The organism is Pseudoalteromonas sp. J2K-J599, assembly GCF_059295115.2.
In genome coordinates, this window is sequence record NZ_CM200271.1 from 695060 (window position 1) to 709385 (window position 14326).

General features: G+C 39.4%; 15 protein-coding genes. 7 read left to right on the top strand and 8 right to left on the bottom strand.

Features of this window, described 5'->3' with window-relative positions; all coding sequences use genetic code 11:
- Position 1: 1 nt before the first annotated feature.
- The 4 genes from AC5NT5_RS03115 to lpxC all read left to right on the top strand — a co-directional run bounded on the left by AC5NT5_RS03115 (position 2) and on the right by lpxC (position 4291).
- The gene (locus AC5NT5_RS03115; protein WP_002957996.1) at positions 2–787 is read left to right on the top strand and encodes a cell division protein FtsQ/DivIB; all 786 of its coding nucleotides are present in this window, start codon (positions 2–4) and stop codon (positions 785–787) included.
- A complete protein-coding gene (gene ftsA, locus AC5NT5_RS03120; RefSeq protein ID WP_007582937.1) occupies positions 784–2016 on the top strand; it encodes a cell division protein FtsA in 1233 nt (410 codons plus the stop codon). The genes AC5NT5_RS03115 and ftsA overlap by 4 nt, the downstream gene beginning before the upstream one ends.
- Before the next feature lie 21 nt (positions 2017–2037).
- The gene (gene ftsZ / locus AC5NT5_RS03125) at positions 2038–3273 is read left to right on the top strand and encodes a cell division protein FtsZ (protein ID WP_494513354.1); all 1236 of its coding nucleotides are present in this window, start codon (positions 2038–2040) and stop codon (positions 3271–3273) included.
- A 106-nt stretch (positions 3274–3379) separates the two neighbouring features.
- Complete coding sequence (gene lpxC / locus AC5NT5_RS03130; protein WP_002957999.1) at positions 3380–4291, top strand: UDP-3-O-acyl-N-acetylglucosamine deacetylase; 912 nt, start codon at positions 3380–3382, stop codon at positions 4289–4291.
- A gap of 81 nt (positions 4292–4372) precedes the next feature.
- Here the strand turns inward: lpxC and yjjG are convergent, their stop codons facing one another.
- From yjjG to AC5NT5_RS03145, 3 genes are all read right to left on the bottom strand, one after another.
- Positions 4373–5047 (bottom strand): pyrimidine 5'-nucleotidase, encoded by a 675-nt coding sequence (gene yjjG / locus AC5NT5_RS03135; protein ID WP_494513355.1) that lies wholly within the window; start codon positions 5045–5047, stop codon positions 4373–4375.
- A 13-nt stretch (positions 5048–5060) separates the two neighbouring features.
- Positions 5061–5606: an inosine/xanthosine triphosphatase gene (gene yjjX, locus AC5NT5_RS03140; protein ID WP_096040826.1), complete on the bottom strand. Its 546-nt coding sequence runs from the start codon at positions 5604–5606 to the stop codon at positions 5061–5063.
- A gap of 63 nt (positions 5607–5669) precedes the next feature.
- Entirely contained in the window at positions 5670–6569 is a 900-nt protein-coding gene (locus AC5NT5_RS03145; RefSeq protein WP_002958002.1) for a phosphoribulokinase, read from the bottom strand.
- A 157-nt stretch (positions 6570–6726) separates the two neighbouring features.
- On the opposite strand from AC5NT5_RS03145, the gene AC5NT5_RS03150 reads away from it, so the two are divergent.
- From AC5NT5_RS03150 to AC5NT5_RS03160, 3 genes are all read left to right on the top strand, one after another.
- Entirely contained in the window at positions 6727–7602 is an 876-nt protein-coding gene (locus AC5NT5_RS03150; protein ID WP_494513356.1) for a TolB-like translocation protein, read from the top strand.
- Positions 7603–7675: 73 nt separating this feature from the next.
- A complete protein-coding gene (locus AC5NT5_RS03155) occupies positions 7676–8041 on the top strand; it encodes a hypothetical protein (protein ID WP_007376965.1) in 366 nt (121 codons plus the stop codon).
- Between the two features lie 115 nt (positions 8042–8156).
- Positions 8157–9397, top strand: a protein-coding gene (locus tag AC5NT5_RS03160) for an IS3 family transposase (RefSeq protein WP_518528057.1) whose coding sequence is annotated in 2 segments (ribosomal slippage) — positions 8157–8526 and positions 8526–9397 — 1242 coding nt in all. Because the reading frame shifts where the segments join, the coding sequence is not laid out codon by codon here.
- Positions 9398–9447: 50 nt separating this feature from the next.
- Here AC5NT5_RS03160 and AC5NT5_RS03165 read toward each other — a convergent pair.
- From AC5NT5_RS03165 to AC5NT5_RS03185, 5 genes are all read right to left on the bottom strand, one after another.
- Positions 9448–12021: a M1 family metallopeptidase gene (locus AC5NT5_RS03165; RefSeq protein WP_494513358.1), complete on the bottom strand. Its 2574-nt coding sequence runs from the start codon at positions 12019–12021 to the stop codon at positions 9448–9450.
- 148 nt (positions 12022–12169) lie between these two features.
- Positions 12170–12850: a site-specific integrase gene (locus tag AC5NT5_RS03170; RefSeq protein WP_024599301.1), complete on the bottom strand. Its 681-nt coding sequence runs from the start codon at positions 12848–12850 to the stop codon at positions 12170–12172.
- Positions 12851–12949: 99 nt separating this feature from the next.
- Positions 12950–13300, bottom strand: a complete 351-nt coding sequence (locus AC5NT5_RS03175; protein WP_024599302.1) for a DUF2750 domain-containing protein — start codon at positions 13298–13300, stop codon at positions 12950–12952.
- A 17-nt stretch (positions 13301–13317) separates the two neighbouring features.
- On the bottom strand, positions 13318–13896 hold the full coding sequence (locus AC5NT5_RS03180) for a glutathione S-transferase family protein (protein ID WP_024599303.1): 579 nt from the start codon (positions 13894–13896) through the stop codon (positions 13318–13320).
- 64 nt (positions 13897–13960) lie between these two features.
- Positions 13961–14242 (bottom strand): peptidylprolyl isomerase, encoded by a 282-nt coding sequence (locus AC5NT5_RS03185; protein ID WP_002958009.1) that lies wholly within the window; start codon positions 14240–14242, stop codon positions 13961–13963.
- Positions 14243–14326 lie beyond the last annotated feature (84 nt).

A 14326-nucleotide genomic window follows, 5' to 3' on the forward strand; every position in this document is an offset into this window, starting at 1 on the left:
TATGCATCCCCTTTTAGAAAAAGCTCAACAACTAAAACAGCAACTTAACTTTAATTGGTCGCTGATTTTTGGAGTGAGTTTTTTTCTGGTTGTGGTTATAGGCTTAGTACAAATAACCACCGGTGTATCTGATTGGTTAGTTGAAAATAAAGATGCTCAAATTAAGCACCTTACAGTGCAAGGGCATCCCAAATACACAGATGAAACGGCAATTATAAAAGCAATTAAAAAAGCCGATTTAAGTAGTTTTTTTGAACTTGATGTTAAGCACGTGCAGCAGCTAGTTCAAGACTTGCCTTGGGTTGCTACCGCTTCGGTACGTAAACAATGGCCTGATACTATACAGGTGTATGTAGTTGAACATGAAGTAGTTGCTCACTGGAATAGCGACTTGTTGCTCAACCAAAGTGGCCAAGCATTTCAAGCCAGCAGCGATAAGTTAGATGATAACTTACCGCAGTTATATGGCCCAGAAGGTAGCGAAGAAGAGGCGTGGGTTGCTTTTAAGCAATTTGATGAAATGCTCAGAGTTAATGGTTTAACATTAACAAGTTTGGCATTATCGGAGCGTTTTTCGTGGCAACTTTGGCTAGATAACGGGATTCGCTTAAATTTAGGGCGTAAAGATAAAGCCAAGCGTGTACAACGTTTTATAGACGTTTATCCACGAATGGAACAACGTGCAGATGCACAAGTAGATACAATCGATTTACGGTATGATACCGGCCTTGCAGTAAGCTTTAAGCCAATGCAAGAAGAACAATTACAAAATAAGAGTAAGGCATGACTAAGTCAGCAGAAAGAAACCTAGTAATAGGATTAGACGTTGGCACCTCGAAAGTGGTTGCCACGGTAGGTGAAATCACCGCAGATAACAAGCTCAGCATTGTTGGTGTGGGCAGCCAAGTATCTCATGGTATGGATAAAGGCGGCGTTAACGATTTAAACTTAGTGTCTGAGTCTATTCGACGAGCAATAGACGAGGCCGAGTTAATGGCTGATTGTCGTATAAGCTCTGTGTATTTGGGTATTTCTGGCAAACATATACAGTGTCAAAACGAAAGTGGTGTGGTAGCAATCAATAACACCGAAGTCACTGACGAAGACATTGAAAACGTAATACATATTGCGCGTTCTGTGCCTATTTCAGCAGAGCGTAAAATGCTACATGCATTGCCGCAAGAATACAGCATCGATATGCAAGAGGGCATTAAAAACCCACTAGGCATGAGCGGCGTTCGTATGGAAGCGCGTGCACATATCATTACGTGCTCAAACGATATGGCAAAAAATATCGAAAAATGCGTTGAGCGCTGTGGTCTTGAAGTTGATCAACTTATCTTTACTGCCCTTGCGTCATGTTATTCTGTACTAACAGATGACGAAAAAGAGCTAGGTGTTGCAGTACTTGATATTGGTGGCGGTACTATGGATATCACCATTTATATTAATGGCGCACTTCGTCACTCTGCGGTTATTCCAGTGGCGGGTAACCAAGTTACTGGTGATATTGCAAAAATATTTCGCACACCTATATCACATGCCGAGTCACTCAAAGTACAATACGCATGTGCTAGTAGCCAAATGGCAAGTAGCGAAGACACAATTGAAGTACCAAGTGTAGGAGGACGACCAGCAAGGTTGATGTCGCGCCATACATTATCTGAGGTGGTAGAGCCTCGTTTTAGAGAATTATTTGAGCTTGCGATGGAAGAAATTCGTCGTTCAGGCTTAGAAGACCAAATTGCGGCAGGTCTCGTTATAACAGGCGGAACTGCTAAAATGACTGGCGCGATGGAAGTGGCAGAAGACATCTTCCAAATGCCAGTAAGAATAGGCAAACCAATCGGGATGGTTGGTTTGACAGACTATGTAGATGATCCTTCGTACGCAACCGCTGTTGGTTTGTTACAATACGGGCGTACCATGCAATCGATGAATGCACAAAAGTCGAAAGCAGAGGATAACAATAATTGGTGGAACCGCATTACTAAATGGTTCCAAGGCGAGTTTTAAGACTCAAGTCGGAGAGTAAACATGTTTGATATAATGGAACAACACAGCGAAGAAGCTGTAATAAAAGTAATCGGCGTGGGCGGTGGTGGCGGTAACGCTGTTGAGCACATGGTAAAACAACAAATAGAAGGCGTGCGTTTTATAGCCGCTAATACGGATGCGCAAGCATTACGTAACTCTGCTGCCGATATTACAGTTCAACTAGGCACGCAAATAACCTCTGGGTTAGGTGCGGGCGCAAACCCTGAAGTAGGCCGTAAGTCGGCTGAAGAAGATGCAGATACAATTCGTGCCAGCCTTGAAGGCGCCGATATGGTATTTATTGCAGCCGGTATGGGCGGTGGTACAGGTACTGGTGCTGCACCGGTAGTTGCTAAAATTGCTAAAGAACTCGGTATTTTAACCGTTGCAGTTGTAACACGTCCTTTTGATTTTGAAGGTAAAAAACGTGCAGCAGCCGCTGAACAAGGCATTAATGAATTGTCAGAAATTGTAGATTCACTTATTACAATTCCTAACAATAAATTGCTTAAAGTTTTAGGTAAAGGGACTACACTTCTAGATGCCTTCGCTAAAGCTAATGACGTATTATTTGGTGCGGTACAAGGTATAGCAGAGCTAATTACACGTTCTGGTTTAATTAACGTGGATTTCGCCGATGTTAGAACAGTAATGTCTGCAATGGGTACTGCAATGATGGGAACGGCGTCTGCGTCAGGTCCTGATCGTGCACAAGAAGCTGCAGAAGCCGCTATCTCAAGCCCACTACTAGAAGACGTTGATTTAACAGGTGCTAAAGGTATCTTAGTTAATATTACCGCTGGTATGGACATTGCGATTGAAGAATTTGAAATTGTTGGTAATCACGTTAAAGCACTTGCGTCAGAAAACGCAACGGTTGTTGTTGGTGCGGTAATCGATCCAGAAATGACTGATGAGCTACGTGTAACGGTTGTTGCAACTGGTTTAGGCGGCGATCGTCGTCCACAGTTTGGTATTGTTGATAACGGCTTTAAAAAAGCATCAGGTTCTGATGTTGCAAGCACATCAAACCAAACGAGCAGCATGTACGTACCAAGTTTTGCAAACCAAGATACAAACGCTGAAGAAAATACGACTAAAGAGCAAGCGCAAAGCAAAGAAAAAGCGCCTTCAACGAGTTCAAGTTCTTCAGCGCAAAATAGTAAAAAAGCAGATAAATCAGAAGGTGGTGATTATTTTGATATTCCCGCTTTTTTACGTAAGCAGGCAGATTAACATTTAATAATACTTTTGTTTGAAATATGTACAAATATTGAAAGGCAAAAGGATTTATGTTAAGATCCGCCGTCTAACTGTAACTGATTTAAAAGTGAGCATACCTATGATTAAACAGCGTACGATTGCACAAGTAGTCAAAGCCATAGGAATTGGACTTCATAAAGGTGAGAAGGTCACAATAACTCTCCGACCTGCGAGCGCAAATACTGGGATTGTATTTCGTCGTGTCGACCTTGATCCGGTTGTTGATTTTGAAACAACACCTGAAGCCGTTGGTGATACGCAGTTGTGTACCTGTTTAATTAACAAAGATGGTGTTCGCTTATCAACTACTGAGCATCTTATTGCAGCTGTTGCTGCAATGGGCATTGATAATCTAATTGTAGAATTGGACAGCTCAGAAGTGCCGATTATGGATGGTAGTGCATTACCATTCATATATCTGTTACAAAAAGGCGGAATTGAAGAACAAAACGTTGCTAAACGCTTTATCCGTATTAAAGAAAAAGTACGCATTGAAGAAGATGGTAAGTGGGCTGAAGTTGAACCATATGATGGTTTTCATATCGACTTTGAGATTGCATTTAACCACCCAGCTATCAATGAAAGTCGCCAACGTATTGGGTTGGACATAACAACGCAAAGCTTTATTGAAGAAATTAGCCGTGCGCGTACTTTTGGATTTATGAAAGATATTGAATACATGCATGCAAACAACCTAGCGCTAGGTGGTAGCATGGATAGTGCTGTGGTACTTGATGAATTCAAAGTTTTAAATCCTAATGGCTTACGTTATAGCGATGAGTTTGTTAAGCACAAGATATTAGACTGTGTTGGTGACATGTTTATGACAGGTCATAACCTTTTGGGTAAAGTAACTGCGTTTAAATCGGGTCATGATTTAAATAATAAATTACTACGTAAAATTATGGCTACAGAGTCAGCATGGGAGTGGGCAACATTTGAAACGCCTGTGACGATGCCTGCACCCGGTCTTGAGTTAGCTCCAGCCTAAAAGCAGTAAAAGAACAGCTCACAAACAGTTATAAAAAATGACGCTAATTAGCGTCATTTTTTTTGCGTAAAATTTACTCTATTATAATTCTAAAAGAGCTTGTAACTGATTTAAATGAGTTATTGTATAGGTTGGTTTTATTCCATCGGCTAATTGTTCACCAGGGTGTTGTAACCAGCAAGTATCAATACCTGCATTGTTGCCGCCAAGTATGTCGCTTGCAGCAGTATCACCCACCATAAGTATCTCGCTTTTATCTGGGTTACCCATTAGATCAAATGTGTGCTCAAAAATCGCTTTATTTGGTTTTGCTATACCCACAAGTTCAGATATTACTAACCATTCAAACATATCTTTTAAGCCAGTATGCTCAAGGCGTACGGTTTGTAAGCGGGCAAATCCGTTAGTAATAATACCCAATTGAGCATTTGGCTTAAGTTTATTTAAAAGCTCGATAGCACCAGGTAATGGCTCGCAAATTTGCGCCATAGCATCTAAAAAAGCATCGTTTAGCTCTTTTGCGGGCACATTAAGCTTTGAAGCCCACTCATTAAAGCGTGTTACTTGTAAGTAATCTGCGCTAATCGTGCCATTTTGATAATCAACCCACAGCTGCTTATTGGTTTTTTGATAATGAATATAATCGTCTTGGCTAAAATCTACGTTGTAAGCTTTAAACATGCGAGTCATGCCCGCTAAAATATCAAACCTAAATAAGGTTTCGTCTGCATCAAACAATACATAGTTGTATTTCATTAAACTTCCTAAATTAATTTGTTTGGCTGTAGAGATCTACGTGTAGAAAGGGCGCCATAGCTAAAGTGAGTGCTTGTGTATAGGTGCTTTCGCGCGTGGCGTGATTGTTTGTAAGTAACCCAATAGCGCCCCCTTTTTGTTTAACGTTGGTGGTATTAAATGCTTTGTCCATTACATCGCCAAGCTCTTCGCCGTTAAGTAATGCGTTATAAAGCACTTGAGGCAAGGGGAGGTTGCTGCTGCGCCCTACAACCTGATTTAAGGCATTATCAATAACTACGTAAGCAAAGGTTGCTGCACCATAGCTAAATTGCTCTGCACCGCCTTCCATTGCCACGTAGTAGTGAGCTTGGTAATGCTCTTTGCAATAATTAACACGGTTTTGTGCGCCAACACGTGTTTCTTCTTCGCCAATAGGTTGATCTGGCACATTGGATAGGGCATCAACACCTTGGCAATCAATTTCATGTTCAGGGAAATACATTGCAAAAATATGTTTAGCAGCGTTAATTTTTACAGGGTTTTTAGAACCCACAATAATTTTTAATGAGTACAACACAATGTCCCTTATTGATACTAAAATCAGCAGTGTACGTGAGAGAGCTCAATCTTAGAAGAGGAGTTAAATAGGTATATCCAAAGGTGCTAAGTTTTCCAGTGCACGCTTTTTCAAAATAATATCTTTAATAAGTGGAGTAAGAACCAGCTCCATAGCTAAGCCCATCTTGCCCCCTGGTACTACAAGCGTATTAATACGAGACATAAAACTGCCTTCGATCATCCGTAAATAATAAGGAAAATCAACATCATCAATACCCCTAAAGCGAATAACTACAAAGCTTTCATCAAGCGATGGAATATCTTTGGCGCTAAATGGGTTTGATGTATCAACAGTCGGCACGCGCTGAAAATTAATATGGGTACGAGAAAACTGTGGGGTAATATGATTTATATAGTCATCCATACTGCGCACAATAGAGCCCATAACCGCTTCGCGAGAATGGCCTCGTTCGGATGTATCGCGTATTAATTTTTGAATCCACTCAAGGTTAATAATTGGAACCATGCCTATTAATAAATCGACATGCTTTGCAACGTCTACATCTTGATCAACTACACCACCGTGTAATCCTTCATAAAACAAAATGTCAGTATTATGATCAAGATCTTGCCAAGGTGTAAATGTACCTGGTAATTGATTGTACGGAACGGCTTCATCAAAGGTGTGTAAGTAGCGGCGTAACTTTCCTTGACCTGTTTCGCTATAGTTTTCAAACAACGTTTTTAAAGCGCCAAAGTCATTGGCCTCTCGGCCAAAGTAACTAATATGCTTACCTTCTTGTTGTGCTTCTCGAACTTTTTTATCCATTTCTGGGCGAGTGTAACGATGAAAGCTATCTCCTTCGACAAAAGCCGCTTGAATATTAAGGCTACGGAAAATATGTTTAATTGCATTCGTTGTGGTGGTTGTACCCGCACCAGATGAACCCGTAATCGCAATAATAGGATTTTTAGCTGACATGTTAATTCTCTTTTTTAGGACCAGGTTTTATAACCAGACTAAACTTAACATTATTTTAAGTCGTTTGGGTATCTTAAGAGTTGACTGACTTAGCTCAAGTGACGCCATCAGCAAATAACGTTATCATGAGGTGCTTAAAATTAAAACGAGAGAAAGCATGAAACTTATTAAACCATTACTTGGATTATTTTCTATAGCAGCGCTGAGCCCAATAGTGGTGCAGGCTAGCATGCCAAAAAGCCAAGTATTACTTGCTGATTTAAATACACCTTTCGGGGTACAAGTTAGTATAGTGAGCGATAAAAATAGTTATAACAACCAACCGCACTTAACAAGTACAGGTCTATACTTTACTCATGAAGTAATTAATAAAGGGCAAAGCCAAACTGATATTGCTTATTATGATTTCACGTCAAAAAAAGTTACCAATATAACTAACTCTCCCGTAAGCGAATATTCACCAACAGTTATGCCAAGTGGTGATGCGATATCAGCGATTGTTGTAGAAGCTGACGGTAAGCAAAAATTGTGGCAATACCCACTCAAAAATGAAGATGCGCCAAGTCGTATTTTTGATTGGATTGAACCTGTTGGATACCATGCATGGGGTGTTCAAAATGATTTAGTGATGTTTATTTTAGGAAAGCCTCACACTCTTCAATATACTTCTGTTGCACAAGCGAAGGGGGAAATAGCTGCCAGTAATATTGGCCGAACGCTTATTTATAACAACTCAATGGCTGCATTTTTATTTACTTACACTAAAAACGAGCAACATATTTTAGCGAGTTTTAATCCACAAGATAAACAAGTTGAAGACCTATTAAGGTTACCGGCTCAAGTTCAAGATTTTATTTTAAAAGATAATACGACCATTGCTTATGCTATTAAAAACCGCGTTTATCAGCGTAAACTTGATGGAAGTGATGAAGTATCGCAATGGCTTAATTTAAGCACCTACTGCGAAGCAAATATAACAAGAATGAGTTACAACAATGAAAAACTCGCTTTTGTATGTGATATAACAAAGTAAAGCAGACAAATAAATTCAGATTTTATTGTGTATGCGTTAATCTAATACGCAAATTAACTAATAGGGATTACACGTGGCTTATAGTGCAGACGAGCTGACAGAACAGCTTATTAAATTACAGTGTAGAAGTAATTTTAAAATTAAAAACATTGCAGAGTACATGTTAGTAAACTCTAAAGAAGCATTTTATACTCACAGCGAAAGCGGCAAGGGTAAAATAGTAATTCGCCCGGCATTTGAAGTATTTAGCGATGATTTTAATGATATTGATGGCGTAACGCGTGCGCAAGGGTATTTTCATAGCAGTGAGATGACACGTTTTCCTACGCGCATTTTTAAAAGCGCTCAACCTATTCACTACGGTGTTGCGTTTAAAATAAACTCTGAGCAAGCAGCAAAAGATTTTATAGCTAAACTTACGATGATTATTGGTAATTAATAAAGCAAAAATATAAACGTAAACATAAACGTAAAAAGCCGCTGAATTTATATTCAGCGGCTTTTGTATTTTTATTGTCTCGTCCTGAAATGTGTTTACACATTTAGGATTTATTATGACCAAGTCAAATAATACACCGCTCAAACGAACACAACGAGATTATTCATTAGGCTTTAAATTACAAGTTGTTCACGCTGTAGAAAAAGGCGATATGACTTATAAACAAGCCCAAAAAATTTATGGCATACAAGGTCGTTCAACCGTGCTTACTTGGTTAAGAAAACACGGTAAGATGGATTGGACTCAATCACCTAAGATAACTATGCCTACATCACCTAAAGCCAAAGAAAGTCCCGCTCAAAAAATCAAACGCCTCGAACGAGAGCTTGAAGATGAGCATTTACGTAACCTGTTACTCAATGAAGTGGTTAATATTCATGATGCGGAGCATGGGACAAGCCTTCGAAAAAAGTATATTGCCAAGGAGCAAGAAGCCTTCAAAAGCAAAAAATAGTTAGCTTAGAACGTGCTTGCAAGCTGCTTGGTATAACGAGACAAGCGATATATCAACGAGAGAGCAGAGCTAAATTGCGTGCGATTGAACTCGCACCAGTTAAAGCGATGGTATTGGAAATACGGCGCTTTATGCCGCGTTTAGGCGGAAGAAAATTATACTTTCTACTTAAACCCAAGTTCATAGAGCAAGGCATAAGTTTAGGTCGAGACGCTTTCTTTAGTTACCTGAAAAATGAACATTTATTGGTTAAGCCTAAGCGTAGTTATACAAAAACTACGTTTAGTAAACATTGGATGAAAAAGCATCCTAACTTACTTAAAGATAGGCAGCCATCGAAGCCAGAAGAGGTATTTGTAAGTGATATAACCTACGTTCAATCAGCGCAAGGTGTTCACTATCTATCGCTAGTAACTGATGCGTATAGTCGAAAAATTATGGGATATGAACTCAGTGATGAAATGAAGGCGACAGATGTGGTTAAGGCATTAGATATGACCATCAATAATCGTCAGTATCAATGTAGTACGATTCATCATTCAGATAGAGGGTTGCAGTATTGCTCGCGGGTATATCAAGTAAAGCTTAATGAAAATGGCATTATTCCATCAATGACCGATGGCTATGACTGCTATCAGAATGCACTGGCGGAGCGTATTAACGGCATATTGAAGCAGGAATTCTTACTCTATAAATGCCAAAACCTAGAAGAGCTAAAGCAGCTCGTCGATGAATCGATATTGATATACAATGAATTGAGGCCGCATTTAAGTTTAGGAATGAAAACACCAAACCAAGTGCATAAAAAAGACCAGGAGCAAAAGCTACTGGCCTTCATTTAAAACCGTCAACGTATTTTAGGACGGGACATATAGCTTAATAAGCCTAATAATTACTTACTTTTTAAGAAACTATTAACCGATTCAAGTTCGCGTGTTTTAAGCGCAATACAATCGTTTGTGCTTTCTTCAAGCTTACTTAATGTACGCGCGTAGCCAGCTACATCTGCTACTTTTTCGTTAAAGAAGGTCTTCGTTTTAGCTAAGCTTTCTGCATTACAACTCGCCGTTGTAAAGTACGGTAAGTTAGGAATAAAGAACGGCGGTAAGCTTGCTGTTACTTTATCGTAGTTACTGTAAACCCAGTCAATAAATAACGCTTGGCGCTCATCTGTATAACTTTGACCTGACAAAATAGTGCGCATGTCAGATGCCGTTACTTCATCCGTTAAACTATAAGCTAATACCGCTTTTTGTAACTCAGGTTTGCCAAAAAAGCCCATTGCAGCAAGCATGTTAGTACGTACTTGTGGATCTTTTGTGGTTTTAAACGTTGTCATGAACTGATCAAGCAGCGCTTTGTCACCATGAAAAGCAGCAAGAGTTAAGTACGTACCCGCTAAATAAGGATCTACTTTTTGTGGATCATTTAAATAAACTTGTGTTTGTTCTTTTGCCTTTTTGATGACGTTTTGATCTTCACCATCAAAACCTAAGCGTGATACAACGGCTGCACGAAGTTGTGCAATAGCTCCATCTTCTCCCGCTTTAGCTTCTAGGCCATATTTTTTAGCCGCAGGCGTTACTGCACCGCGAATAAATTCTGGCCATAAATCTTTATTGCTATCGTCTTTAAAAGTACGTTGTTGCGATACTAAGTAACCTAGTGCGGTATTTGCTACGCGAGGATGGCTATCGCTTACGAACACTTCAAGTGTTTGCATTAACTTAGCAGCAGATATAACACCAGCATCAAGTAGTGCATCAGTAGCCGATAGTAACGCTAAACGCTCACGGTCACTCAGTACGCTTGGCGCTTTTTTAACAAGTGCGCTAAATTGTGCGTCATCCATTACCCAGCGATAGTAGCCTAGTGCACCTTGGTCAGGATAAATCCACTCTGGTTCAAAGTCTAAGTCTAGCGTTTGGCTTTGTTTATTAAGTAATACGTTTGCTGTTTTTACTTTATCGCCAGCACCATACTTAATTGCAACCGGTACATTCCATAGCTGCTCTGGCGCATCCACACCTGCATTTACAAAGCGGCTTTGTGAAATAGTTACTTTGCTACCTTGTTGAGTCACTTTAACTAGTGGGAAAGAGGATTGCTCTATAAACGATTTTAAAACGCTTGCTACATCTTTGTTTGATGCTTTGCCTAGTGCTTCCCATAAATCAGCCGCTTCAGCATTTTTGTACGAAAACTCTTTTAAGTAGCTTTGAATGCCTTTTTGAAATGCATCTTCGCCAATCCAGTTTTCAACCATAGCAAGTACTGAGCTGCCTTTACTGTAAGCAAGGCCTAAACCATCCATAATGTCGGCTTCGGTTTTAATTGGCTTACGAATAGGCTTAGTGCTTAAACGTGCATCAAGTGCCATTACGTTGTTTTGTGGCAGGTCTAAGTGCGATTCAAATTCAGGGTTAAGCTGCTTAGTAATTTTTGCAGCCATCCAGCTAGCAAACGCTTCGTTTAACCATAAGTCGTTCCACCATTTCATGGTTACTAAGTTACCGTACCATTGGTGAGCAAGTTCGTGAGCAATAATTGATACATTACGTTGTTTTTTACTACGTGTTGCGGCAGCTAAATCAACCAGTAAAATATCTTCTCTGTAGGTAACTAAGCCTGAGTTTTCCATTGCGCCAAATGGAAATTCTGGTACCGCTACTGAGTCTAATTTTTTGTAAACGTAAGGAATACCAAAATACGCTTCAAGTGCGCCTAGTACTTTTGGCATATTTTCTTTTGCGTATTGGGCTAAGTGAATTTTACCTTGTGGCGTAATTACACGACCAGGAATTGGCATGCCTTTAATTTCTAATTCTTCAAATGGGCCAACGGCCATTGCCACTAGGTATGAAGGGATTGGCGGTGTTTTATCAAAAAAGTGTGTGGTCATATCGCCATCAACCGTTGTTTTTAGTTCTGGCGTATTTGAATATACTTTTTGTGATGTAGGCGCAGTAATCGTTAACTGAAATGGAATTTTGTAACTTGGCTCGTCAAAAACAGGAAATGCACGGCGTGCATCACTCATTTCAAATTGAGTAAATAAGTAAGGTGTGCCTTGGTCTAATGTTTTGTATAAACCAACACTTTGACGGTTATATGGCGCTGAAAAATCAACTTTAAGTGTGTATTTACCTGGTTGAATTTGTTCATCACAGCTAAATTTAACTTTACCTGTTTTAAGCATTTCATTGTTTAAATCACAGCTTTCATCACCAAGCAGTTGCGCCATTTTAACAGCGTAAGCTACGCCATTTAACTCAATATATTTTGTTGGCTTTAGTACTTCTAGGGAAATCTCAGTCATCCCTGTGAATGTATCTTGGCTCGGGTCGAGTGTTAACGAGACCTGTTGTGAACTTGGTTTTGCGAGTTTTTCAATAACGAATTCGTTAGCGTTTGCAGCACCCATTGCCAAAGCAACGCTCACTGTTAAGAGGCTTTTAAGAAACATAGTGATCCCTAGATTGTTGTTGTTAGAAACTACCCTAAATAGGCTTTTTTATGCTCATATAATTAGGGGGTTAGATATCCTAACAGTTTTTTTAAATAGAGTAATTGATTATAACGGTGACTTTAAAGGGAAATAGTAACAAAGTTTGTCAGTGGCTTTCGCGTGTTATAAAACGCTGCCAATGCAGGTGTGAGTTAATAATACGTATTTGTTGGACAACGGTATTTAATAAGTGAGTATCGCTAAACACATCGTGTGGATACTCGTTAAAGCCCATTAAATAATTAAATGTGTCTTTAGAGTTAGCTTGCAGGGCGTATATACGCACTTGTTGCTCAAAGTTAAGACGAAGACTGCTTATTGCTGTTTTCATACCGAGTTGATCTACGTTTGGTATATCACATTTTTGCAGGTAACCGGCTCGCTCCCCTTCACCTGAAAACCAAATACGTACTTTTTCACTGTACCTGCCAGTTTTAGCGGGTAAGTCGAACATTAATCGGTGTTGGTTTTGCGATTTGATGAATGTTATATATTCATTAAATCCAGCATTTATAAGAGCTTGATGTACTGGAACTAAACGAGGTTTAATTTTACCGTGGGTATAAAAATTAAAACATAAGACATTTTTTTCAAGAGACAGATCATCAAGCGTTAAGTAACCAATCTCATCGCTATAAGCACCGCTATAATATGCAATTAAAGGGAGCCAAAAGTGCCAGTGTTTTGGTTGCTCTCGTGCAACTTTAAAATCACCGTATATATATCCGTTATAAAGGGTGTGCAATTCCATGGCGGAAAAGGGGCGGCGACCAAGATGGGTTTTCAACGTAATACCTTGAAAATAATGATGTGTTTTATTTTATACCCAACTAGCAATAGATGCTAGTCGGGTTTTATTCGCTTTTAACGCAAAGCGTATAAAGTATTATTCACTCAATGCGCGAGCTAAACCTGTAGGCTCAATTTCTGCACATACTTGGTCATCATTCCAGTTAATACCAACAAGTGCATTATCTTCATTTAAGTCTTCAACCCATGCATCTAAAAATTCATCAAGGTTGATTTCTACTGGACTGTAATCTTTCCACTCTTCTTTACACTGTGCTTTAGCTGCTGCTTCACTTTCCCAAAGCAGTAGTACGTCAGTTTCGTCAAATTGGTTAGAATCGCACACTACAAAGCCATTATCTTCTGCACCAAGTGCCCAAATTACTTCGCTAACACGTACTTTTTCTACGAAGCTAACTAGTTGTGATTCAATTTCGATATCGCTCATGTGTTTACCCTTTTAAATTAGTGACGAGGATTAGTGTCTATTGCTGCTTGGCGCTCACCATATTGCTTATGAAAAGCAACAAGCGCTGAATGCTGACTAAAGTCAGCCAATTCGCGAAAGCAAATCCAATCAAGCAGGCAGTATAAACTGATGTTGAGGTATTCACAGCTTTTAAATTCTTCATCGCTTAAATGAGAATTTAAAAAGCTCAATGTTTGCTCAATACGTTCGTTTTGCAGATTAAAAAATAATTTATCGCTTTTGGTGTCAAATCCAGAACGTTTACATAACACCATTTCTACTAACGAATCGTTACAGGCATTTATAGTTGTAAGTAAGTGCTCTTGAGGCCACGTTAGTTTTGGCTGACCTGTTTTTTCAAGTAAATAACGCAATATAGAATTAGAGTCGCTAAGTGTTAAGTCACCATCTACCAAAATCGGGATTTTTCGAGCCGGGTTTTTACTGGCCATGGTAGGGCGGTCTTGATCAGAAAATATGTCTAAACTTACAAGTTCTAGCTTGCAGTCGTTTTCTTGCGCCCAAATTCTAATTCGGCGTACGTAAGGTGAAGGTACAGAACCAATTAATTGCATAATTACTCCATAAAAAAGCCGCATAAGCGGCTTTTATCAAATGTTACTTACAGTACAGTTAAATTTATTCTGAACGGCTAGTAACTTCAAGTAAATGATAACCAAATTGAGTTTGTACAGGGCCTTGTACTTGATTAATTGGCGCAGAAAATACAACTTTATCAAACTCTGGAACCATCATACCAGGGCCAAACTCACCAAGAGCACCGCCATCCTGACCTGAAGGACAATTAGAATGTGCTTTTGCTAATTCAGCAAAGTCTTCGCCTTGCTCAATTTTTGTTTTTAAGTCTAAGCATTGTGCTTCACTGTCTACAAGTATGTGTCGTGCGCTTGCTACTGTCATAAAATCTCCCGAATATAATGTGGTGTTTTTTTAACCGAATTGAAATGTCATTCTAGTTAGTTTCAACTAATTGTACCAGTATAA

Coding starts and splice junctions, on each gene's coding strand:
- AC5NT5_RS03115 (WP_002957996.1), top strand. CDS start 2: ATGCATCCCCTTTTAGAAAAAGCTCAACAACTAAAACAGCAACTTAAC.
- ftsA (WP_007582937.1), top strand. CDS start 784: ATGACTAAGTCAGCAGAAAGAAACCTAGTAATAGGATTAGACGTTGGC.
- ftsZ (WP_494513354.1), top strand. CDS start 2,038: ATGTTTGATATAATGGAACAACACAGCGAAGAAGCTGTAATAAAAGTA.
- lpxC (WP_002957999.1), top strand. CDS start 3,380: ATGATTAAACAGCGTACGATTGCACAAGTAGTCAAAGCCATAGGAATT.
- yjjG (WP_494513355.1), bottom strand. CDS start 5,047: ATGAAATACAACTATGTATTGTTTGATGCAGACGAAACCTTATTTAGG.
- AC5NT5_RS03145 (WP_002958002.1), bottom strand. CDS start 6,569: ATGTCAGCTAAAAATCCTATTATTGCGATTACGGGTTCATCTGGTGCG.
- AC5NT5_RS03150 (WP_494513356.1), top strand. CDS start 6,727: ATGAAACTTATTAAACCATTACTTGGATTATTTTCTATAGCAGCGCTG.
- AC5NT5_RS03165 (WP_494513358.1), bottom strand. CDS start 12,021: ATGTTTCTTAAAAGCCTCTTAACAGTGAGCGTTGCTTTGGCAATGGGT.
- AC5NT5_RS03175 (WP_024599302.1), bottom strand. CDS start 13,300: ATGAGCGATATCGAAATTGAATCACAACTAGTTAGCTTCGTAGAAAAA.
- AC5NT5_RS03180 (WP_024599303.1), bottom strand. CDS start 13,896: ATGCAATTAATTGGTTCTGTACCTTCACCTTACGTACGCCGAATTAGA.
- AC5NT5_RS03185 (WP_002958009.1), bottom strand. CDS start 14,242: ATGACAGTAGCAAGCGCACGACACATACTTGTAGACAGTGAAGCACAA.